Origin of the sequence: Streptococcus pseudopneumoniae (genome assembly GCF_001076775.1) — a bacterium.
Classification (GTDB): domain Bacteria; phylum Bacillota; class Bacilli; order Lactobacillales; family Streptococcaceae; genus Streptococcus; species Streptococcus pseudopneumoniae_G.
Genome location: NZ_JVGV01000022.1, coordinates 63252 through 85289, shown reverse-complemented (window position 1 = coordinate 85289; position 22038 = coordinate 63252). Strand labels below are relative to the sequence as shown.

At 40.5% G+C, this 22038-nt stretch carries 19 protein-coding genes; 3 read left to right on the top strand and 16 right to left on the bottom strand.

The features are described from left to right. Position 1 precedes the first annotated feature (1 nt). The 14 genes from leuC to ADJ60_RS06370 form a co-directional block, all read right to left on the bottom strand. Positions 2-1384, bottom strand: a complete 1383-nt coding sequence (gene leuC / locus ADJ60_RS06435; RefSeq protein WP_049544136.1) for a 3-isopropylmalate dehydratase large subunit — start codon at positions 1382-1384, stop codon at positions 2-4. 3 nt (positions 1385-1387) lie between these two features. Then, entirely contained in the window at positions 1388-1657 is a 270-nt protein-coding gene (locus ADJ60_RS06430; protein ID WP_033680381.1) for a DUF1294 domain-containing protein, read from the bottom strand. Further along, positions 1654-2691 carry a 3-isopropylmalate dehydrogenase gene (gene leuB, locus ADJ60_RS06425; protein WP_049544133.1) on the bottom strand — a complete coding sequence of 346 codons (1038 nt, stop codon included), beginning with the start codon at positions 2689-2691 and terminating at the stop codon, positions 1654-1656. Before leuB ends, ADJ60_RS06430 begins: the two co-directional genes overlap by 4 nt. Positions 2692-2702: 11 nt before the next feature. Continuing rightward, on the bottom strand, positions 2703-4265 hold the full coding sequence (locus ADJ60_RS06420) for a 2-isopropylmalate synthase (protein WP_049544132.1): 1563 nt from the start codon (positions 4263-4265) through the stop codon (positions 2703-2705). Between the two features lie 313 nt (positions 4266-4578). Then, positions 4579-5235, bottom strand: a complete 657-nt coding sequence (locus ADJ60_RS06415; RefSeq protein ID WP_049544129.1) for an MmcQ/YjbR family DNA-binding protein — start codon at positions 5233-5235, stop codon at positions 4579-4581. 43 nt (positions 5236-5278) lie between these two features. Next, complete coding sequence (locus ADJ60_RS06410) at positions 5279-5911, bottom strand: copper homeostasis protein CutC (RefSeq protein WP_049544128.1); 633 nt, start codon at positions 5909-5911, stop codon at positions 5279-5281. 93 nt (positions 5912-6004) lie between these two features. Continuing rightward, complete coding sequence (locus ADJ60_RS06405) at positions 6005-6364, bottom strand: YbaN family protein (RefSeq protein ID WP_001220352.1); 360 nt, start codon at positions 6362-6364, stop codon at positions 6005-6007. Between the two features lie 105 nt (positions 6365-6469). After that, a complete protein-coding gene (topA, locus tag ADJ60_RS06400; RefSeq protein ID WP_049544126.1) occupies positions 6470-8557 on the bottom strand; it encodes a type I DNA topoisomerase in 2088 nt (695 codons plus the stop codon). Positions 8558-8674: 117 nt separating this feature from the next. Beyond that, a complete protein-coding gene (dprA, locus tag ADJ60_RS06395; RefSeq protein WP_049544124.1) occupies positions 8675-9523 on the bottom strand; it encodes a DNA-processing protein DprA in 849 nt (282 codons plus the stop codon). A gap of 88 nt (positions 9524-9611) precedes the next feature. Then, positions 9612-10301 (bottom strand): CTP--phosphocholine cytidylyltransferase, encoded by a 690-nt coding sequence (locus ADJ60_RS06390; RefSeq protein WP_049544122.1) that lies wholly within the window; start codon positions 10299-10301, stop codon positions 9612-9614. Between the two features lie 11 nt (positions 10302-10312). Continuing rightward, positions 10313-11191, bottom strand: a complete 879-nt coding sequence (locus ADJ60_RS06385; RefSeq protein WP_049544121.1) for a DMT family transporter — start codon at positions 11189-11191, stop codon at positions 10313-10315. Next, on the bottom strand, positions 11181-12050 hold the full coding sequence (gene licA, locus ADJ60_RS06380; protein ID WP_049544120.1) for a choline kinase LicA: 870 nt from the start codon (positions 12048-12050) through the stop codon (positions 11181-11183). The genes ADJ60_RS06385 and licA overlap by 11 nt, the downstream gene beginning before the upstream one ends. A gap of 16 nt (positions 12051-12066) precedes the next feature. Continuing rightward, positions 12067-13089 carry a ribitol-5-phosphate dehydrogenase gene (locus ADJ60_RS06375; RefSeq protein WP_049544118.1) on the bottom strand — a complete coding sequence of 341 codons (1023 nt, stop codon included), beginning with the start codon at positions 13087-13089 and terminating at the stop codon, positions 12067-12069. A gap of 4 nt (positions 13090-13093) precedes the next feature. Continuing rightward, a complete protein-coding gene (locus ADJ60_RS06370) occupies positions 13094-13801 on the bottom strand; it encodes an IspD/TarI family cytidylyltransferase (protein WP_049544116.1) in 708 nt (235 codons plus the stop codon). A gap of 334 nt (positions 13802-14135) precedes the next feature. Here ADJ60_RS06370 and tacF point away from each other — a divergent pair, with 334 nt between their 5' ends. From tacF to ADJ60_RS06355, 3 genes are read left to right on the top strand one after another with little or no spacing between them, the layout of a single operon-like run. Continuing rightward, positions 14136-15623 (top strand): type IV teichoic acid flippase TacF, encoded by a 1488-nt coding sequence (tacF, locus tag ADJ60_RS06365; RefSeq protein ID WP_049544115.1) that lies wholly within the window; start codon positions 14136-14138, stop codon positions 15621-15623. Positions 15624-15632: 9 nt separating this feature from the next. Then, on the top strand, positions 15633-16436 hold the full coding sequence (locus tag ADJ60_RS06360; RefSeq protein ID WP_049544112.1) for a LicD family protein: 804 nt from the start codon (positions 15633-15635) through the stop codon (positions 16434-16436). 1 nt (position 16437) lies between these two features. After that, positions 16438-17247, top strand: coding sequence for a LicD family protein (locus tag ADJ60_RS06355; protein ID WP_049544109.1), 810 nt, complete (start codon positions 16438-16440; stop codon positions 17245-17247). 69 nt (positions 17248-17316) lie between these two features. On the opposite strand, the gene carB is transcribed toward ADJ60_RS06355, so the two are convergent. Further along, positions 17317-20493 (bottom strand): carbamoyl-phosphate synthase large subunit, encoded by a 3177-nt coding sequence (gene carB / locus ADJ60_RS06350; RefSeq protein WP_049544107.1) that lies wholly within the window; start codon positions 20491-20493, stop codon positions 17317-17319. Between the two features lie 447 nt (positions 20494-20940). Then, the gene (locus tag ADJ60_RS06345) at positions 20941-22020 is read right to left on the bottom strand and encodes a carbamoyl phosphate synthase small subunit (protein ID WP_000166853.1); all 1080 of its coding nucleotides are present in this window, start codon (positions 22018-22020) and stop codon (positions 20941-20943) included. Positions 22021-22038: the final 18 nt, after the last annotated feature.

Below are 22038 nucleotides of genomic sequence, written 5' to 3'. Positions count from 1 at the left end.
CTTACTGGGCTTCTGGCATTTGCCGAACATCTACGAAACGCCCTGCAATAGCTGCCGCAGCTGCCATGGCTGGACTGCAGAGGTGGGTCTTAGCGCCAAAGCCCTGTCTGTCTTCAAAGTTACGATTGCTGGTTGAGGCACAGTGAACACCATCAGGTACCTTGTCAGGATTCATCCCTAGGCACATAGAACAACCTGGGTCTCTCCACTCAAATCCAGCATCTAGAAAGACCTTGTCCAAGCCCAACTTCTCAGCAGCTCGTTTCACAGAACGAGAGCCTGGAACCACGATAGCTGTTAGATTAGGAGCAATCTTCTTTCCTTTGACAAATCGAGCAGCCAGTTGCAAGTCGCTGAGACGAGCATTTGTACAAGACCCGATAAAGATATAGCCTAGTTCAATATCTGCTGGCTTTTGACCAGGCTCCAAGTCCATGTAATTGTAGGCTCGCTCATCATTCATATCCTTAATTTCTGGAAAGCTACTGTCAAAGTCAACACCCATAGCAGGATTAGTTCCCCAGGTCACCATGGGAGCCAATCCTGAGACATCCATCTGGATAACCTTATCATAAACAGCATCATCATCACTGATAATTGTTTTCCAATCCGCCACAGCCTCTTCGAAGTCCTCTGGAACACATTCTCGTCCCTTGAGATAATCATAGGTGGTTTGGTCCGGATTCATGATTCCCATCTTAGATCCAAACTCGATGGACATATTGCAGATGGTCATGCGCTCTTCCATGCTCAGTGCATCAATAGCTTGTCCACGATATTCCACCACGTAGCCAACACCGCAAGCAACGCCGTACTTTGCAATCAAGGCTAGAATGAAATCCTTGGAATAAACTCCTTTTTGAGGAACTCCAGTGAATTCCACCAGCATTTTCTTGGGTTTGACCTGCCAGAGTGTCTGAGTAGCGAAGACATGCTCAACCTCACTGGTCCCAATTCCAAAAGCGATTGCTCCGAAAGCACCGTGAGTTGCTGTGTGACTATCTCCACAGACGATGAATTTTCCTGGTTGAGTTCTTCCAGTTTCTGGTCCAACCATGTGAACAATTCCTTGTTTTTCAGAACCATGGGCCGCATGTTCAATCCCAAACTCCTCAACATTTTCAGCTAGCTTATCAATTTGTGCCTTGGAAATGACATCTCGAATATCGTAGATATTGACCGTCGGGACATTGTGGTCAAAGGTTCCAAATGTCAAGTCTGGCCGTCTCAATCTGCGTCCTGCGTCTCGCAAACCTTGAAAAGCCTGAGGACTGGTCACCTCGTGAATATAGTGCTGGTCCACATACATGAGTTGGGGCTGCCCCTCTTCTCCTGTGATAACATGACGGTCCCATAATTTATCAAAAATCGATTTTCCTGCCATCCATTACCTCCAAATAACATATAAGGCTACTAGTGTAGTCACCATCCCAAGAAACCAAACTGTTTTAAAATACCATTTTCGAGTCTTGTGGTGAAAGATGATTCCTGCTAACCAGGCCCCAAAACCACCACAAGTAAAGGCTAAAATAAGTAAGATTTTCTCAGGGATGCGCCAAGCTCTTCTCCTTGCCTTAGATTTGTCAATACCATAAATCAAGAAAACCATGACATTCCAAATCAAAAGGACTAGAGTAATTTTTTCGTCTAACTTCATAACCTTGCGATAATAGCTTCCGTCATTTCCTTTGTCGAAGCCTGTCCTCCTATATCTCTCGTTAAAATTTCAGATGCCAAACTTGCCTCAACAGCACGTTCAATGCGCTCCGCATCCTCATGACGTCCAAAACTATCTCTCAACATCATGGCAACTGATAAAATCATGGAGATAGGATTTGCAATTCCTTGACCAGCAATATCAGGAGCTGAACCGTGAATTGGTTCATAGAGACTTGGTCCATTTTCAGAATGACTGGCTGATGGCATAACCCCAAGTGTGCCAGATAGAACGCTTGATTCATCAGAGAGAATATCTCCGAAAAGATTTTCTGTCACGATGACATCAAACTTAGCAGGATTGGTAATCATGAGCATGGCAGCTGAGTCCACCAGCTGGTGTTCCAAGGTCACATCTGGGAAATCCTGTGCGACCTTCTCAGCTACTTTCCGCCAGAGTTTTGAGGTCGCTAGAACATTTTGTTTATCGATGCTGGTAACGATTTTTCTGCGATTTCTTGCGATTTCAAAGGCCTTGCGAATAATCCGCTCCACTTCCTCATAGCTATAGTCGTTAATATCACGCGCTTTTCTTTCTTCAAGAATATGATCCCCAAAGTAAATCCCGCCTGTCAACTCCCGCACAACGACAAAGTCCACCCCAGCAATTCGTTCTGATTTTAGTGGTGACAAATGCTTGAGACTCTCAAAAATCTTAACAGGGCGAATATTAGCATAGAGATTGAGTTCCTTACGGAGAGCTAGCAAGCCTTGTTCAGGCCGAACCGTTGCACTATCATACTGGGGACTACCGATAGCCGCTAGGAGAATGGCATCTGCTTCACGACATGCCTTGAGAGTTTCATCAGGTAAGGGATGCCCTGCTGCATCGATACCTGCACCTCCAAAAGGTCGTCTATCAATCTCATAGTCAAAACCTGTTTTTTCAGCTAGAGCTTCCAGAACCTCTAAACTAGCCTCCATGATTTCTGGGCCGATTCCGTCCCCTGCTAGAGCTACTATTTTCTTTGTCATAGCCTTCTCCTTTACACACTAGGCATATCGCGGTAAGAAACACTGCGTCCCATCTCACCAGCATTCTCTTTTTGAACAAAGGTATTAGCATTGATGTAGGCAATAGCAGATGCTTTCAGTACATCGAAATCAAGCCCTGCTGCATTAAAGATGGTTTCTGTATCTCTGTTTTCAACAGTGACCAAAACCCGAGCTTGGGCATCAATTCCATCTGTCACAGCGTCAATAGTATAGGACACCAAGCGGACGGATTGGTTAAAGAACTTATCGATAGCGTTAAAGATTGCTTCAACGGAACCTTGCCCTGTCGCATTGAACTCAACTTTCTCACAATCCATATTAGCTAGGCTAACGAGAGCTTCGATATCATTATCCGCATGAGTTTGAAGTTGTAAATCATCAAAGTGGAAGCCTTCTGGATTTTCAACCATGGTTCCAGCTACCAGAGCTCGAATATCTGCATCTGTGATTTCTTGTTTCTTATCTGCCAGTGCCTTGAACTTAGCGAAGAGTGGTTTGATGTCCTCTTCTGTAAAGTCTAGGGCCAATTCTCTTAGTTTCTCGACAAAGGCATGGCGACCTGACAATTTTCCAAGTGGGAGGCTGTTACTCTTGACACCGACCAATTCAGGGGTGATGATCTCATAAGTAAGAGGATTTTTAAGGACTCCGTCTTGGTGAATACCAGATTCGTGAGAGAAGGCATTGCCACCAACTACAGCCTTGTTTTTAGGAACTGGAATACCAGAGAAGCGAGAAACCATTTCTGACGTATTGATGGTTTCATTTAAAACAATACTAGTTTCTGCTTGATAGTAATCTTGGCGAATATTGAGGGCTACTGCAATTTCTTCCAAAGCAGCATTTCCAGCTCGCTCCCCAATACCATTGATGGTTCCTTCGACACGTCCTGCTCCGTTCTTGACAGCAGCAAGGCTATTAGCTACTGCCATCCCAAGGTCATCGTGACAGTGAGGTGAATAGATAATCTGACGATCTGTCTTAACATTCTCAATCAAGTATTTGAAGATAGCACCATACTCTTCTGGTGTGGTAAATCCTACCGTATCAGGAATATTGATATAAGTCGCACCTGCATCTACCGCTGTTTGAACGACTTGTAAGAGGAAACCCAACTCTGTTCTAGTCGCATCCTCTGGAGAGAATTCGACAATCTCAAACTTAGAACGGGCATAGGAAACATGCTCTTTAATAGCTTCTAAAATCTCTTCCTTACTCTTATTGAGCTTATACTTTCGGTGTATCGGACTGGTAGCGATAAAGACGTGAACCTGTGGATATTTGGCATCCTTGAGGGCTTCGTAACAAGCATCAATATCAGACTTGACAGAACGTGCTAATCCAGTCACAGCTGTTTTCTTCAAGACCTTGGCAATCTCCTGAACTGCTGTGAATGAATCAGGACTCGCCGCCGGAAAACCAGCTTCAATGGCTGAAATACCCCATTTCTCCAGCTGTCTTGCAATGGCAATTTTTTCCTTGATTGAAAAGTTAACACCCGGTGTCTGTTCTCCATCCCGAAGGCTGGTATCTAGAAATTCAACTGTTCTCATAAGATTTCCCCTTTTCCAAATGTGGTTTTAAAAAAACATCTCGCTCAGAAGTCCAAGCGAGATGTTGATTCACTCCCGCTTGGTAAGCCAAACAGGACTAATGCTTTTTGCACTAGCCCGAGTACCTCAACAACAAAGCAAATTGATTAAACTTAGCTGTTTTCATGTTTGACTTTCTCCTTCGTTTGATATCTTGTTTAGTATTTTAGCATAGGCAAAAGTACTTGTCAAGAAAAAATCCAATATTTTCTGAAAATTTCTTCAGTAGAGAATATTTTGCTAATTGAAAGCTCTTGAAAATCCTTGAAATGTTTCATTTTTTAGTGGTTAAGTTCCAACTTTTTTCTATCAATTCCAATACTTCTTTATCTGATAAAGTATCATCAAGCACCACACTAATCCAGTAACGTTTATTCATATGAAAAGCTGGATAAACGCCTTTGTGTGAAAGTAAGTCAGCTACTTGGTCATGTTTGAGGTTGACTGCTTCCACTAGATTTTCTCTGCCCTTTTCTAGCTTATCCCAAGGTATTCTCATCAAAACAGCATACCACTTTTGATTGCCTTCATGGCGTAATACTGCCGTATCAGGAGATTTCTCCCACAAATACTCCAATTGATTAACATACTTTTCCTGAACTTGAGTCATGATTCGTTTAGTCTGAGGGCAGATAAAATCCTGTACCTCAAAACAAGCCTTCCGAATCTGGTAGAGAATCTCCAGACAAGCATCACGGACGATTGCAACAAAACTTCCTTTAAAACTTTCCATATGGACTTGAGGATAGAGGTCACCAGTTTCCTGATCAAAGACTTGAAAACTCACATTATCAGCAGTGATGGACACAGTCATAACAAAGTCGCCCTGCAAGATAGTGAAACTATGGGTCCAAACTCCACTACTTTCTAAAAAACCATAGGCACGAGCCTTTTCTTGATTAAACTGGTAAGATTTAAAAATTTCAAACATAAGTGAAAACTGCTACCCAAAGCTAGCAGTTCCTTTCTATTTTTTAAAAGACAACCTTGGTTCCATGCAATTGTGTCACGCCCAACTGGTCGATAAAAGTTTGACGGTTGTCAAGGTCAATTCCCCCACCTGGTAAGATTTCAATTTTACCTTTAGCATGTTCCAAAATTCTGTGATAGTGAGCAAAACGTTTGTCTAATGAATCGCCAGACACACCAGCACGAGTTAGGATACGGGTGACACCAGCTTGGCTGAGCCAGTCAATAGCTTCCAACTGGTCTTCGTCACTCAATTCATCAAAGGCCATATGGAAGACAATTTCCATCCCTTTTGATGCTGCAATCAGCTTCTCCAGATTAGCTTGATCCAACTTCTTATCAGCAGTTAAAGCCCCAAATACAACCCCTTGACTACCGGCCTGAGCAGTCAATCGAATGTCTTCTAGCATGATAGCTATTTCAAGATCATTATAGACAAAGTCGCCACCACGTGGACGAATCATGGTCATAATGGTCGTATCGTAGTTAGCTGCCAGTTCAACAGCTGCCTTGGTCACTCCATAGCTGGGTGTTGTTCCACCAACTGCAAGATTATCACAGAGTTCGATTCGACGAGCTCCAGCCTGCATCGCTTTTTCAAGCAAGGTCACATTTTCAGCACAAAATTCGTAAATCATTTGATTCTCCTTGAAGATTACTTTGAATTTATTATATCATATTATTGTGAATATACTTTCAATTTTATCAAGGGAAATAGTAACAAATTTTACCTATTCTTTGTCTGGAATAACCTTAAAGAGATAATAGGTGATAAAGATGGTCAAAGCTCCCAAACCGATTTTGACCGGCAAAAGAGGTGCAAAATAAATGGAAATTCCCATCAAGATGTAGATAGATACAATGATTTTTTTCTTACGTTCACGTGCAATGGACTTGGTTTCCCGAAAATCAGCCACATATGCTTGATAGAGCTTGGTATGATAAAGCCAATCTTCGAAGCGCTTGGAACTTCTAGAGAAACAAGCGATAGACAACAAAAGGAAAGGCGTTGTCGGCAACAAGGGCAAAACAACCCCGACAATAGCCAAAGCCAGTGATAAAAAACCAATAATTAGATAAATAATACGCATAGCTACTCCTAATTAAAATAATCTTCTTCTAGTTTCGCATACAATGATGAATTTTGTCAAGCACTAATCAAAAAGAGCCTGAAATTCACTTTCAGGACTCTCCTCTTATTTAATCTTTTCTTCTTCGTAGTCACCCTTACTACATACAATCTGTTTGCCACCACCGCGGACTTTTTTCTCCATGAGGAAGTTGCCACATTTTGGACAGTCACGACCAACAGGCTTGTCCCAAGAAGTAAATTCACAATCTGGATAGCGATTACAACCATAGAAAAGGCGGTTATGTTTTGTTTTACGCTCAATGATTTGTCCCTGATGACAACTTGGACACTCAACACCAATCTCTTTCACGATTGCTTGGGTATGACGGCAATCTGGAAAATTGCTACAAGCGTAGAATTTACCAAAACGACCAAGTTTAATGACCATTGGACTGCCACACACTTCACAGTCAAATCCAGCTGGTTCATCCTTGATTTGGATTTTTTCCATTTCTTCTTCAGCCTTGGCGACTTCTTTTGAGAATGGTTTGTAAAAGGCATCAATGACACGTTGCCACTGCTCTTTTCCGACTTCGACATCATCCAGTTTGCCTTCCATTTCGGCTGTGAAGGTCACGTTTACGATATCTGGGAAATATTCAACGATGAGCTTGTTAACAATTTCTCCCAACTCTGTTGGTTCAAAACGTTTAGCTACAAGGCGAACATAATAACGTTTCTGAATAGTTTCAATGGTTGGCGCATAGGTGGATGGACGTCCAACACCATTTTCCTCCAAGGTCTTGATCAGTGTCGCTTCAGAATAACGAGCAGGCGGTTGGGTGAAATGTTGCTCTGGTTTGCTATTAACCTGCTTGACTACATCTCCAACAGCCATGTCCGGTAACATCTTATTCTTGTCAGAATCATTATAAATGGCAAGATAACCATCAAACTTAACCTGACTACCATTGGCAGCAAATTGAACCCCATTTTGAGACAATTTAACAGCCATGGTATCAAAGACAGCAGCTGTCATCTGACTCGCTACAAAACGATTCCAGATAAGGGTATAAAGCTTGAGCTGATCCTTGTCCAAATACTTAGCAATACTTTCAGGTGTATTAAAGACACTAGACGGACGAATAGCCTCGTGGGCATCCTGAGCTCCTGAAGCATTTTTGACCTTGCTACCATGCTTAGAATACTTGCTACCAAAACGGTCCGTAATGAAACTTGCTGCTTCGTTCTGCGCTACTGGACTGATACGAGTCGAATCGGTACGCATATAGGTAATCAAACCTTGAACACCAGAACCGATATTAATCCCTTCATAAAGCTGTTGGGCAACCATCATGGTTTTTCGAGTACGGAAGTTAATTTTATTGGCAGCATCCATCTGCATAGATGAAGTGGTATAGGGTAATGGAGCATTGCGTTTGCGCTCTTTCTTATCTACCTGATCCACTGAAAAATCTTTACTGGTCAGACGAGACAAGACTTCTTTGACCTCATCATTACTAGTCAGTTTCAGCTTTTTACCATCCACTCCATAGAAGGAAGCCTGAAATTGCTTGGTTCCCTTTTTAAAGACACCATCAATTGTCCAATATTCTTCTGGTTGGAAGGCATTAATTTCATTCTCACGGTCAATGATTAACTTAAGCGCAATGGACTGGACGCGCCCTGCCGATAATCCTTTCTTAACCTTCTTCCACAAAATAGGCGAAATCGAATAGCCTACCAAACGATCTAGGACACGACGAGCCTGTTGGGCATCGACCAAGTCCATATCAATCTTGCGTGGCTCTTTGAAAGCATTTTTGACCGCATCCTTGGTGATTTCATTGAAGACCACACGGTTAGCATCATTTTCATCCAAGTTGAGAATGTGAGCCAAATGCCAAGAAATCGCTTCTCCTTCACGATCCGGGTCACTCGCCAGAAAGACTTTATTAGCTTTTTTGGCTTCTTTTTTCAAGTCATTGATAAGAGGTCCTTTTCCTCGGATATTGATATATTGCGGTTCATAATTATTTTCAATATCGACTGACATACTGGATTTCTTCAAATCACGGATATGCCCGACACTGGCTAAAACCTTATAGTTTCTGCCGAGATATTTTTCAATCGTCTTGGCCTTAGCAGGTGACTCCACGATTACTAAATTTTTTTTAACTGTTGATTTTTTCTTTTTTGTTGCCGTAGCCACAGTATCACACCTTTTCAAAGTAATAAACTTTATAAAGTGTAAACCATTTTGCCATAACTGTCAAGACTTAGCTCCTATATATAGAAGAAAAGTTGTTTAAGAAAGAAAAATTTTGTCTTAAAATTCAAATTCCGCAAGAACATCCTGCCCACTGGTGACCAATTTTGCACCTTCTTGAATCAAATGATGGCAACCGTCTGATAGTCCATCTAAAATGCTACCAGGAATAGCAAAAACATCACGACCTTCTTCCATTGCTCGCTCACAAGTAATGAGACTACCTGAACGCATCTTAGCCTCTGCTACAATCACACCTCGACAAAGTCCAGCAATGATACGATTTCGGGCAGGAAAATGAAATTTCAGAGGTTGTTCTGCAGGTCCATATTCACTGAGAACCAGATGCTCATTGCCGATGTAATCTTGCAAACGTTTATTGGCTTTAGGATAAAATACATCCAGACCTGTCCCAATCACTGCAATGGTTTTTCCGCCATTCTGAAGAGCTGCCATATGAGCTGCTGTATCAATCCCCTTGGCTAATCCACTGACAATAACCAGTTCATTTTCCAAGCCTTGAATGACTTTTTCAACTGACTTAGCTCCCTGTTTGCTACAAGCACGACTGCCCACGACCGCTACCTTAGGAAATTTCAAGAGGTCAAGATTTCCCATGTAAAATAAAAGTACAGGTGCATCGTATATTTCACTCAAATCCCAAGGGTAACAGTCATCTAGAATAGAGAAAGATGGAAACTTTTGGAACTCCTTCTCCAGATGCGCATCGTCTATCTGAAAATAACGTTCCATAAAAACGGCTGGATTTCGGCAACCTGATATATCTGCAATATCACCCAACAAAAGCTCCTGATCGACATTTTCACCGTATTCTAGGACCTGCAAAATCTGTTGATTGGTCAAACCTGATTTTTTTAACTTATAGATTTCATAGTTTGTGATTTTCATAAATAACTCCATTTCTTTTTCTACTCATCTATTCTATTCGTAAAAAATCAAAAAAACATCCGACTATTTTAGCCAGATGTTGAAATCTTTAATTTTCGTTTTTAAGAATTTCTTCTAATTTATGATAGTCTTTGACACTATCGATTTCATAGATGCTATTGCCTTCTAATTCTTCAACATAGACATCTAGCTCTTTGATGTTATCCTTAACCATATTGTCCCAGTAGAGATCAACAAATTCACCACTTGCATAAGCCTTATCGATAAAGCTAACAATCTTTTCTGCAGTTGGAGCATCCCAGAAGGATACACCACTAAGGATACGACCTGCCTTGCTATCAACAATAATGTCTTGAACCTTGTAGTCATCTCCATAGACCAAGAACCATTCGTTGGTACAATCTTCACGATAGACACTAAAATAAGTCGAACGAGTCAAATCATTGCGGAACATATTTTTAAAGAGATAATTGTCAGCATCAATAACATAACTGTTAGCTAATTCTTCTTTTACAAGATAGAGAGAGTAGAAGTTATTGTAATCAGCATATTTATCATTAAAAACGAGCCGAACTCCATATTTTTCTTTCAAGTAATCGAATTGTTCTTTAAGATAACCAACGATGATGATGATGTCATTGATTCCTTTTTCTTTGAGAAACTCAATTTGGTATTCAATCAAGGGTTTTTGATTAACCTGAACCAAGGCTTTAGGGGTATTTTCAGTCATAGGACGCAAGCGAGTTCCCAATCCCGCTGCTAAGATGATGGCTTTCACACGAATCTCCTTTATTCTTTAATAATAATATAAACTCCGGCAATGACGACAAGTGACGTAATAATGGTCAGCATATCTAGCGGTGCACCTAAGAAAACAACTGCAAACAAGACTGTCCATACTACATAGCTCACGTTCAAGCCTGTAGCCTTGGCTGGTTGCAAGCGATTGATAGCGATATAATAAGCCAAATAAGAAATCATATCAAAGGCTGCAAAGACAAGCATAAGACCAAGCAATTGTCCATTGGCGACTTCTGCAAATGACTGATGAGAGAAGAGCACAATCACAAGATAGGACAAGAATGAAGTTACTTGACGAATTAAGAGGGCTTCGATTTCACTCAATTCACTTTCCATGGCAAAAGAGCTAAGAACACTCTCGCTTCCCCATGCAATAGCACAAATCAAAGCACAGAGAATGCCAATGTAGAAGGAATTAACCTGTTCAACCTTATAGGTCTGAGCAATAATCCCTCCAATAATCAAGACAATCCCAAACACAGTATTTTTCGAAATCTTATGCTTCAAAAAGAAGAAAGCCAATAAAACTGAAATTGCAGGGTAAATAGCCGATACTGATGAAGCCAAGGAACTTCCGATATACTTAACTGCATAAAGATTGGCCTGCATACCGATAGGACCTGCTAACAAGGCTCCGATGATTACACTAACATTGCGAATATTTAAGAAAATCGAGAGACGAACTTTTCCTTCTTTTACTAAAAGAAAAGCTAGTAAGATAAAGATACTCAAGAAATCATGAGCGGCGGCCACCACAAAGGGCGACAAATCTGTAAAAATTGAAAAGATATAAGCGCTAATTGTTAGACCTAAACCCCAGAAAACACCTGAGAGTAGACCAAAAGAAACTCCATTTTTATTTTTCATCTGAACCTCCATAATATGACAAACCTTTAACAGCTCTTTGGTAACGATTCACACCATAGTCACCAAAATCTGTGCCTTGCTCTTCCTTATAGACAGTCCATAGACTCCAAATAGCATCTTGTAAAATTTTATAAATGGCAATCTTTTCACGAGAGACAGGAGTTTGTTCACTCTCATAGTGAGATAAGAAAGCTTCTTCCTCTTGACGTGTGAATTCAGACTCTAAAAAGAGGGCAGCCAAATCCCACATTGGATCGTTCATTGATGAATATTCCCAGTCAATCAGATATAGACGTCCTTGAGGTGATTCGATAAAGTTTTCAGGCACCAAATCGATATGACAAGATTTTCTGTCAACACCTAAGTCAGCCAGTCTTTTCTCTAAGGAGAAGACTTCTTCTCGAACAGCTTCATAGTTGGCATAAGGGATTTTTTCTTCAATCAAGGATTCGTATTTTTTGATTTCTTCAAAAGGAGCAAATTCTCCCCTTAATTCCTTGCCAGATGCATGGATAGTTTGTAAAATTGGAGCAATTTTGTCAAATTTGGTCTTGATTGACGTTGAATCAAGCGTAATCGCAGATTCGATATACTCATTTACTTTTATACCAGCTTCAATATCAAAAAGATAATTTTTTACATCTAAGTCTAAATCCTTTAGTAGTTCAAGATTGTACTTTTCATCTTGACGATTGATCAGCTTTTCTGTCCCTTTACCAAAGAATTTAACAATGTATTGCTTATTTGTTGTTTTGACCAAATAGTTTTGATTGGTCATTCCCCCCAGTTGTTCAACACTGAGGACTTCCTCTTCTTGACTAAGTAAGGAAGAAATTTTTTCTTTAATGATTTTCTCCACAATTAACCTCCAGCACCTATACTTCCCACTTAAACACGGTTTTAAAGGCTGTGTTTAAGTCGGTAGCAAAGACACGATGAATATCTTTAATTTCTCTTACAGGTTCTTCTAGATAAAGGATATTTTTAAGACGATTGGCAAATTTCTTGACTTCCATCATTTGGATTGCATTTTCAAAATCAATGCGACCAGAACGAGAGGACCCAACCAAGAGCAAGCCTTTTTCTAAGGCATCGCGTGTATTGAGATTGACTTTATACTCACTAACTCCCATCATAAGAATCGTTCCCTGAGGACGAATATAGCGAACCAAATCATTAATAGCTGGTCCAGTACCATCACCACCACAACACTCAAAAGCATGGTCAAAGGCCAAATCTTCAGGAATATTATCAGTAATATAGCATTCTTTGGCAAATGAGAAGAGTTCCAACTTTTCCCAATGACGACCAATAACCACAATCTCTGCTTCTGGCAAAGTATAGTTGATAATATTGGCAACCACAAATGCTAAACTTCCATCTCCGATAACGGCGATTCGGTCCCGCTTGCTATGAGCAAGGGTCAATAGACGATTCATAGCGTGCATGCCGACACTGACAAACTCTGTAATGGCTGCAACCGTATCTTCGATAGCATCATAAGCCACCACACGATCTTTAGGAAGAGAAACAAACTCTCTCATAAAGCCATCAAATCCACTAGACAAGAAATGAGTACCTGTCATGTAGTTCTCATAGAATTCTTCATCACTCTGCATAGGTGGCTGATTGGGAATCATGACAACTTTTTGACCAACTTCGTAGGTTCCTGTTGGATCAGAAATAACGGTTCCACATGACTCGTGAATCATTGCCATTGGAAGCTTTTTATTCAAAATCTTCGGATCACGTTTTCCTTGGTAGTAACGCTGATCCGCATGACAGACAGCCATGTAATTAGGACGGATGAGGACATGATTCTCTTGGTCAATAGCCTCTTCCTGGTATTTGACATTGATAAACTTAGGCTTAGTTAGTTGATAAATTTGATTAATCATTTTACTAGTCTTTCTCAATCATACTTTTTGCAATCTTCAAATCTGTTACGGTTGTAATCTTCAGATTTGAGTATTCACCCTTGGCCAAGGCCACATCTTTTCCCTTGATCACAAAAATTTTACATGCATCTGTCAAGATTTCCTTCTCTTCAGCAGAGAGAGAGCCGTAAAGTTCCATGAAATCCTTGCAACGAAATGTTTGAGGTGTTTGCCCTTGATAGAGGTGAGCACGATTTGGAATATCTGTAATAAATTGACCATTAGTGCTTTCAACGATGGTATCAACCGCTTCTACCACTGTGTCCACTGCGTCATGATTTTGGGCAAGTTGGATATTGTCCTGAATCATGCGAAGCGTAATAAATGGACGAACAGAATCGTGGGTAACAACGATATCCTCTGGAGTAAGCGGACGATAAGCATCAATGGCTTCAATGATTTTCTCAATACTTGTATTACGGTCAGCACCACCTTTTGTAATGATGATACGATCCTTATGAAGAGGCAGATATTTATCTACAAGATCCTCTGCATGAGAAACCCAGTCTCCATGAACACCAACTACAATTTTTTCAATGCTTGGTTCCAAGACAAATTTTTCAATTGTATGAACCAAGATAGGTCGATCACCTAGCTCTAAAAATTGTTTTGGCAAGTTACTGATTCCCATACGTGTGCCAGTTCCACCAGCAAGAATTCCTGCATAAATCATCTATTTTCTCCTTTGTCTTACTAAAAAAACTTACTCTCTCTATTATACCACAATCTAGTCCTATCATAAAAGAAATACTAGTCATCCCGTTCTAGAATAGGAGGATTATGCAGTTCCATTATTCAAAGAAACTAGTCCTTTTCTAGTAGTGACTAGGAATTCTGTAGTCATTACTAATAAATGGCTGTGAAATTTTAGAGTTCTTCAGAATAATATACTTTCCTTAAAAAAATCTTAAAATTAAGCTTTGAAACTTCAAAGTGATTGCTTGACTTACTGCCCTTCATTTCTTATTAGCTAACTTTATGATATAATGAAAAACGAGGTAAATTGAATGAAAAGTATAAAATTAAATGCTCTATCTTATATGGGAATTCGTGTCTTGAATATTATTTTTCCCATCTTAACTGGTACCTACGTCGCGCGTGTCTTGGACCGAACTGACTATGGTTACTTCAACTCAGTTGACACTATTTTGTCATTTTTCTTGCCCTTCGCAACTTATGGGGTCTATAACTACGGTTTACGTGCCATCAGTAATGTCAAGGATAACAAAAAAGATCTTAATAGAACCTTCTCTAATCTTTTTTATTTGTGCATAGCTTGTACAATTTTGACCACTGCTGTCTATATCCTAGCCTATCCTCTCTTCTTTACTGATAATCCAATCATCAAAAAGGTCTACCTTGTTATGGGGATTCAACTCATTGCCCAGATTTTTTCAATCGAGTGGGTCAATGAAGCTCTGGAAAATTACAGTTTTCTTTTTTACAAGACTGCCTTCATCCGTATCCTGATGCTGGTCTCTATTTTCCTGTTTGTCAAAAATGAACATGATATTGTTGTCTACACACTCGTGATGAGTTTATCGACGCTGATTAACTATCTGATTAGTTATTTTTGGATTAAAAGAGACATTAAGCTTGTTAAGATTCACATAAGTGATTTTAAACCGCTCTTTCTCCCTCTAACAGCCATGTTGGTCTTTGCCAATGCCAATATGCTCTTCACTTTTTTGGATCGTCTCTTCCTCGTTAAAACAGGGATTGATGTCAACGTTAGTTACTATACCATGGCTCAGCGAATTGTGACCGTTATAGCTGGTGTCGTAACAGGAGCTATCGGAGTGAGTGTGCCTCGTCTCAGTTACTATTTGGGTAAAGGAGACAAAGAAGCCTATGTTTCTCTGGTTAATAGAGGTAGTCGAATCTTTAACTTCTTTATCATTCCACTGAGTTTTGGACTCATGGTTTTAGGACCAAATGCCATCCTACTTTACGGTAGTGAAAAATATATCGGAGGTGGTATTTTGACCTCTCTCTTCGCTTTTCGTACGATTATCCTGGCCTTAGATACCATTCTTGGTTCCCAAATTCTCTTTACAAATGGTTATGAAAAACGTATCACAGTCTACACAGTCTTTGCAGGATTACTCAATTTGGGCTTGAATAGTCTCCTCTTTTTCAACCATATCGTGGCTCCTGAATACTACTTACTGACAACTATGCTATCAGAGGCCTCTCTACTTGTTTTCTATATCATTTTCATCCATAGAAAACAACTTATTCACTTAGGACATATCTTTAGCTATACTGTTCGATACTCGCTCTTTTCACTTTCCTTTGTAGGAATTTATTTCCTGATTAATTTCTTGTATCCTGTGGATATGGTCATTAATTTGCCATTTTTGATTAATACTGGTTTGATTGTCTTGCTATCAGCCATCTCTTATATTGGTCTACTTGCCTTCACCAAAGATAGCATTTTCTATGAATTTTTAAACCATGTCCTAGCCTTAAAAAATAAATTCAAAAGATCATAGGAGTTTAAAATGAAACAACTAACCATTGAAGATGCCAAACAAATTGAATTAGAAATTTTGGATTATATTGATACTCTCTGTAAAAAGCACAATATCAACTATATTATTAACTACGGGACTCTGATTGGGGCAGTTCGACATCAGGGCTTTATTCCTTGGGACGACGATATTGATCTGTCCATGCCTCGAGAAGACTACCAACGATTTATAAACATTTTTCAAAAGGAAAAAAGCAAATATAAGCTCCTATCCTTAGAAACTGATAAGAACTACTTTAACAACTTTATCAAAATCACCGACAGTACAACTAAAATTATTGATACTCGGAATACAAAAACCTATGAGTCAGGTGTTTTTATCGATATTTTCCCTATGGACCGATTTGATAATCCTAAGATCATTGATACTTGTTACAAACTGGAAAGCTTCAAACTACTGTCTTTCAGTAAACACAAAAATATTGTCTATAAGGATAGCCTTTTAAAAGATTGGATACGAACAGCCTTTTGGTTGCTCCTTCGACCTGTTTCTCCTCGTTATTTCGCACATAAAATCGAGAAAGAAATTCAAAAATATAGTCATAAGAATGGACAGTATATGGCCTTTATCCCTTCTAAATTTAAGGAAAAGGAAGTCTTCCCAAGTGGTACCTTCGATAAAACAATCGATCTCCCCTTTGAGAATTTAAGCCTTCCTGCACCTGAAAAATTTGATACTATTTTGACGCAATTTTATGGAGATTATATGACCCTACCACCAGAAGAAAAACGCTTCTACAGTCATGAATTTCACGCTTATAAATTGGAGGATTAGGATGCAGTATTTAGAAAAAGAAGAAATTAAAGAAATTCAACTAGCCCTGCTAGACTATATTGATGAGACTTGTAAGAAACATGATATTCCTTATTTTCTCAGTTATGGAACCATGCTTGGAGCTATCCGCCACAAAGGTATGATTCCCTGGGACGATGATATTGATATTTCTCTCTATCGTGAAGATTATGAGCGTTTACTGAAGATTATTGAGGAAGAAGACCATCCACGTTATAAGGTTCTCTCCTACGACACTTCTTCTTGGTACTTCCATAATTTCGCATCGATTTTGGATACTTCTACTGTTATTGAAGACCATGTTAAGTACAAGCGTCATGACACCAGTCTCTTTATTGATGTCTTCCCAATTGATCGCTTTACAGATTTGAGCATTGTCGACAAGAGTTATAAGTATGTAGCCCTTCGTCAACTAGCTTATATAAAAAAATCACGTGCAGTTCACGGCGATAGCAAATTAAAAGATTTTCTAAGATTATGTAGCTGGCACGCCCTCCGATTTGTCAATCCTCGTTACTTTTACAAGAAAATTGATCAGCTAGTCAAAAATGCTGTAACCAACACTCCTCAATATGAGGGAGGAATTGGTATTGGTAAAGAAGGAATGAAAGAAGTCTTCCCAGTTGATACCTTTAAAGAACTCATCTTAACTGAGTTTGAAGGCCGTATGTTGCCCGTCCCTAAAAAATATGATCAATTTTTAACCCAGATGTATGGGGATTATATGACACCACCATCAAAAGAAATGCAGGAGTGGTATAGCCACAGTATTAAAGCTTATCGCAAAAGCTGATTAAGCAGTAGTTTACAAGAAAAAATATAACAAAAAAGAGAAGATCGTTATACCTTCTCTTTTTTCTATTTAAATCGCTTCTGTGACAAAACTACGGCTTTCCAATACTTTGAGCATGGCGTTAGCTGTATCTAGGGCTGTGAAGAGGGGCACTCCGTGTTCAATAGCTGAACGGCGAATTTGCTCTCCATCTTCGTCAGCAGTTCGTTTTGTTCCAACTGTATTAATGATAGCTTGAATTCTTCCTTTGCGAACAAAACTTGGAATATCCTTATCGTCATCACCAATCTTACCAACAGGTTGGGCTTGCAATCCATGACTGGCAAAGAAGGCTGCTGTTCCTTCTGTCGCGAGGATTCCATAGCCAATATTTTGGAAACGACGAGCCAAGTCCAAGGCTTCTTCTTTGGCATCATCAGCGATGGTAAATACAACGTTACCAAAAGTTGGCAAGTGTAAGTAAGAAGCTTCAAAAGCCTTATAGAGAGCTTTTTCTAAAGTCGTATCAGAACCCATAACTTCCCCTGTTGACTTCATTTCAGGACCAAGTAAGCTGTCTACCTTAGCTAGTTTGGTAAAGGAGAAGACAGGTGCCTTGATATGAACGCGGGTACTTTCAGGGTAAAGTCCATCTTGGTAGCCAAGTTCTTCAAGTTTTTGACCAAGAATGAGCTTGGTTGCTACTTGAGCCATAGGGATATTGGTTACCTTAGAAAGGAATGGCACCGTACGGCTAGCACGTGGATTGACCTCAATAACATAGACTTTTTCATCCTTGATGACAAACTGGATGTTCATCATTCCAAGGCAGTTAAGACCGATTGCTAGGCGTTTAGTATAGTCTGCGATTGTTTCTTGCACCTTTTGCGACAAGGTTTGCGGTGGGTAAACGGCCATTGAGTCACCTGAGTGGACACCAGCACGTTCAATATGCTCCATGATACCTGGGATGAGGACATTTTGTCCGTCTGAAATGGCATCGACTTCACACTCTTGTCCGACGATATAAGAGTCAACAAGAACAGGGTGGTCTGGACTTGCCTTAACCGCAGTACGCATATAAGAACGAAGGTCTTCTTCGTTTTCAACGATTTCCATGGCACGTCCACCAAGTACATAAGATGGGCGGACAAGAACTGGGAAGCCAATCTTGCGAGCTGCAAGAACTGCTTCTTCTTCATTGGTAGCCGTTTGTCCTGGTGGCTGTGGAATATCCAAATCTTTTAGAGCTTGCTCGAAGAGGTCACGGTCTTCCGCACGGTCTAGGTCAGCTACTTGCGTACCAAGAATAGTCACACCTGCTTTAGCCAATGGCTCAGCTAGGTTGATAGCTGTTTGACCACCAAACTGAACGATAACCCCTTTTGGTTGCTCCAAGTCGATGACATTCATAACATCTTCGAATGTCAATGGCTCAAAGTAAAGCTTGTCTGATACAGAGAAGTCTGTTGAAACGGTCTCTGGGTTTGAGTTCATGATGATGGCTTCATAGCCAGCCGCTTGAATAGCCTTAACCGAGTGAACAGTTGCGTAGTCAAACTCAACACCTTGACCTATACGGATTGGACCAGAACCTAGGACTAGTACAGATTCCTTATCAGACTTGATAGATTCATTTTCCCATCCATAGGTTGAATAGAAATATGGTGTTTCAGAGTCAAATTCTGCCGCACAAGTATCTACCATCTTGTAGACTGGGACAATCTTGTTTTCCAAACGAAGCTGGCGAACTTGGTCAGCTGTAGTATTCCAGAGTTCAGCAATCTTACGGTCTGAGAAGCCATTAAGTTTAGCTGTTTTCAAGACTTCTAGATCTTGTGGATGGGCACCCAATTCTTGCTCAATTTCAAAGATATGCAAGAGTTTATCGAGATAAAAGATATCAATTTTTGTAAGCTCAGCGATTTCTTCTGGTGTGTAACCACGACGAATGGCTTCTGACACATAGAAGAGGCGATCATCTTGGGCTTTAACAACCTTTTCAATCAAGGCATCATCCGAAACTGCTGAAAGTTCTGGCATTTCATTGTGGTGAACCCCAATTTCAAGGGAGCGACAAGCTTTCAGGAGTGATTCCTCGATGTTACGACCAATCGCCATAACTTCTCCAGTTGCCTTCATTTGGGTACCTAGACGACGTTCTCCTTTTTCAAACTTGTCAAATGGGAAACGTGGAATCTTGGCAACTACGTAGTCAAGAGCTGGCTCAAACATGGCGTAGGTAGAACCTGTAACTGGATTGATAACCTCATCCAAGGTCAAACCTACTGCAATCTTAGCAGCCAATTTGGCAATCGGATAACCTGTCGCCTTAGATGCAAGGGCTGAAGAACGCGATACACGAGGATTTACTTCGATGACATAGTACTTGAAGCTGTGTGGATCAAGGGCTAGCTGAACATTACATCCACCTTCAATCTTAAGGGCACGAATAATGCTCAAACTAGCGTCACGTAGCATTTGGTTTTCATAGTCTGACATAGTTTGCGCAGGGGCAAAAACAATAGAATCCCCTGTATGAATCCCAACTGGATCAAAGTTTTCCATGTTACAAACAACCAAAGCATTGTCAGCTGAGTCACGCATCACTTCGTATTCGATTTCCTTGAAACCTGCGATTGAACGCTCAATCAAACATTGGGTAACAGGTGACAATTTCAAACCATTTTCAGCGATTTCACGCAATTCTTCCTCGTTGGCACACATACCACCACCAGTACCACCAAGTGTAAAGGCTGGACGAACGATAACTGGGTAGCCAATTGTTGCTGCAAAGGCAACCGCTTCTTCAACAGTGTTAACAATTTCAGATTCAGGAATTGGTTGTTCTAACTCTTCCATCAACTGTTTAAAGAGATCACGGTCCTCCGCTTGGTCAATGGCAGATAATTTAGTTCCCAGAAGCTCAACACCAAGCTCATCAAGGATACCATTTTTAGATAATTCCATGGCCATGTTAAGACCTGTCTGACCACCGAGTGTTGGTAGCAAGGCATCTGGACGCTCCTTACGAAGAATACGTGTCACAAACTCAAGTGTAATCGGTTCAATATAAACCTTATCAGCAATCTCCTTGTCCGTCATGATGGTTGCAGGGTTTGAATTAACCAAAACAACCTCATAACCTTCCTCTTTCAACGACAAGCAAGCCTGGGTCCCTGCGTAGTCAAACTCAGCAGCCTGACCAATAATAATCGGACCAGAACCAATCACCATAATTTTTTGAATATCAGTACGTTTAGGCATAGTTTATGATACAAAGCCCGCAAAGAACACAGTGAAAATAGGAAACTCGGTGCAGACGCCTTCATCGTCAAGACGATGTTTATCTTTTTCACACAGTTCTTAGGGCGTGTTCACTTCCGCGAACAATGTATCTTCTCCTTTCTATTCGGCAACTCTCAGGTTGCCATTAAATAAATTCTCCGACGATTTTTTAGCGAAACGATATTTTTCGATAAAAAATCTAGTGCAGGGAGTTTTTAGTTCGCCTGATAGCGACTAAAAGAAACGACCTGTCTTTCTATTCGGCAACTCTCAGGTTGCCATTAAATAAGATACAAAGGACGAATAGAAAGCGATTGAATTTTAGGAAACCAAGGAAGGATTGACAATCCAAGTTGGTTTCTCTAAATTCCGAGCTTTCCGTCCGTGTTCAGTTAAATAAATTCTCCGACGAGCTTTTACTCGTTCTTAGTTTGATTGTTTAAAAGCTTCCATCATCTCGATAAACTCATCAAATAGGTAGCTAGCGTCGTGTGGACCAGGGGCTGCATCTGGATGGTATTGAACAGAGAAAGCAGGTTGATATCTGTGACGCACACCTTCAACTGACTTGTCATTGATTTCTTCGTGGGTGATAATCAAGTGTTCTGGCAAATCCTCACGGCTAACTGCATAACCATGGTTTTGACTTGTAAAATCCACACGTCCTGTAGCAATTTCACGTACCGCATGGTTGAATCCACGGTGACCAAACTTCATCTTGTAAGTCTTAGCCCCGTTTGCCATAGCAAAGAGTTGATGCCCCATACAAATACCAAAGATTGGAATTTTTCCTTGCACACCACGAATCATATCTAGTGCCTGTGGAACATCTTCTGGGTTACCTGGACCATTTGACAACATAACTCCGTCAGGATTGAGATGGAGAATTTCTTCCGCAGTTGTTGAATACGGAACAACCGTCACGTTACAGTTACGCTTAGAAAGTTCACGTAGGATTGAGTGCTTAAGACCAAAGTCCACTAGCACCACACTCAAACCAACTCCTGGAGCTGGATAGGAAGTTTTAGTGGAAACCTGTTTGATATTGTCTGTCGGCAAGACTGTTGCTTGCAGCTGGTCCGTCACATGGTCCATGCTGTCCCCAACATGGGTCAAGGTTGCTCGCATGGTACCATGCTTACGGATAATCTTGGTAAGGGCACGCGTATCAATCCCTGAAATACCAGGAATTTTCTTTGCTTTCAAAAATTCATCCAAGGTCATTTGGTTGCGCCAGTTACTAGCTCTACGTGCTTCTTCGAAAACAACGACTCCCTTACAAGTTGGAATAATGGATTCGTAATCATCACGGTTAATTCCATAATTTCCCACCAAAGGATAAGTAAAGGTCAAGATTTGTCCATTATAAGACTGGTCTGTAATGGATTCTTGATAGCCGGTCATCCCTGTATTAAAGACGATTTCGCCTGTTACATCAATATCTGCTCCGAAGGCCTTGCCTTCAAAAACTGTGCCATCTTCTAATACTAGAAGTCTTTTTGTCATATTTTCACCTCTCGTGGA

Bases quoted from the DNA above. Each gene is read 5' to 3' on its own strand.
- leuC (WP_049544136.1), bottom strand. From the start codon at position 1,384: ATGGCAGGAAAATCGATTTTTGATAAATTATGGGACCGTCATGTTATC.
- ADJ60_RS06430 (WP_033680381.1), bottom strand. From the start codon at position 1,657: ATGAAGTTAGACGAAAAAATTACTCTAGTCCTTTTGATTTGGAATGTC.
- leuB (WP_049544133.1), bottom strand. From the start codon at position 2,691: ATGACAAAGAAAATAGTAGCTCTAGCAGGGGACGGAATCGGCCCAGAA.
- ADJ60_RS06420 (WP_049544132.1), bottom strand. From the start codon at position 4,265: ATGAGAACAGTTGAATTTCTAGATACCAGCCTTCGGGATGGAGAACAG.
- ADJ60_RS06415 (WP_049544129.1), bottom strand. From the start codon at position 5,235: ATGTTTGAAATTTTTAAATCTTACCAGTTTAATCAAGAAAAGGCTCGT.
- ADJ60_RS06410 (WP_049544128.1), bottom strand. From the start codon at position 5,911: ATGATTTACGAATTTTGTGCTGAAAATGTGACCTTGCTTGAAAAAGCG.
- ADJ60_RS06405 (WP_001220352.1), bottom strand. From the start codon at position 6,364: ATGCGTATTATTTATCTAATTATTGGTTTTTTATCACTGGCTTTGGCT.
- dprA (WP_049544124.1), bottom strand. From the start codon at position 9,523: ATGAAAATCACAAACTATGAAATCTATAAGTTAAAAAAATCAGGTTTG.
- ADJ60_RS06385 (WP_049544121.1), bottom strand. From the start codon at position 11,191: ATGAAAAATAAAAATGGAGTTTCTTTTGGTCTACTCTCAGGTGTTTTC.
- ADJ60_RS06375 (WP_049544118.1), bottom strand. From the start codon at position 13,089: ATGATTAATCAAATTTATCAACTAACTAAGCCTAAGTTTATCAATGTC.
- ADJ60_RS06370 (WP_049544116.1), bottom strand. From the start codon at position 13,801: ATGATTTATGCAGGAATTCTTGCTGGTGGAACTGGCACACGTATGGGA.
- tacF (WP_049544115.1), top strand. From the start codon at position 14,136: ATGAAAAGTATAAAATTAAATGCTCTATCTTATATGGGAATTCGTGTC.
- ADJ60_RS06360 (WP_049544112.1), top strand. From the start codon at position 15,633: ATGAAACAACTAACCATTGAAGATGCCAAACAAATTGAATTAGAAATT.
- ADJ60_RS06355 (WP_049544109.1), top strand. From the start codon at position 16,438: ATGCAGTATTTAGAAAAAGAAGAAATTAAAGAAATTCAACTAGCCCTG.
- carB (WP_049544107.1), bottom strand. From the start codon at position 20,493: ATGCCTAAACGTACTGATATTCAAAAAATTATGGTGATTGGTTCTGGT.
- ADJ60_RS06345 (WP_000166853.1), bottom strand. From the start codon at position 22,020: ATGACAAAAAGACTTCTAGTATTAGAAGATGGCACAGTTTTTGAAGGC.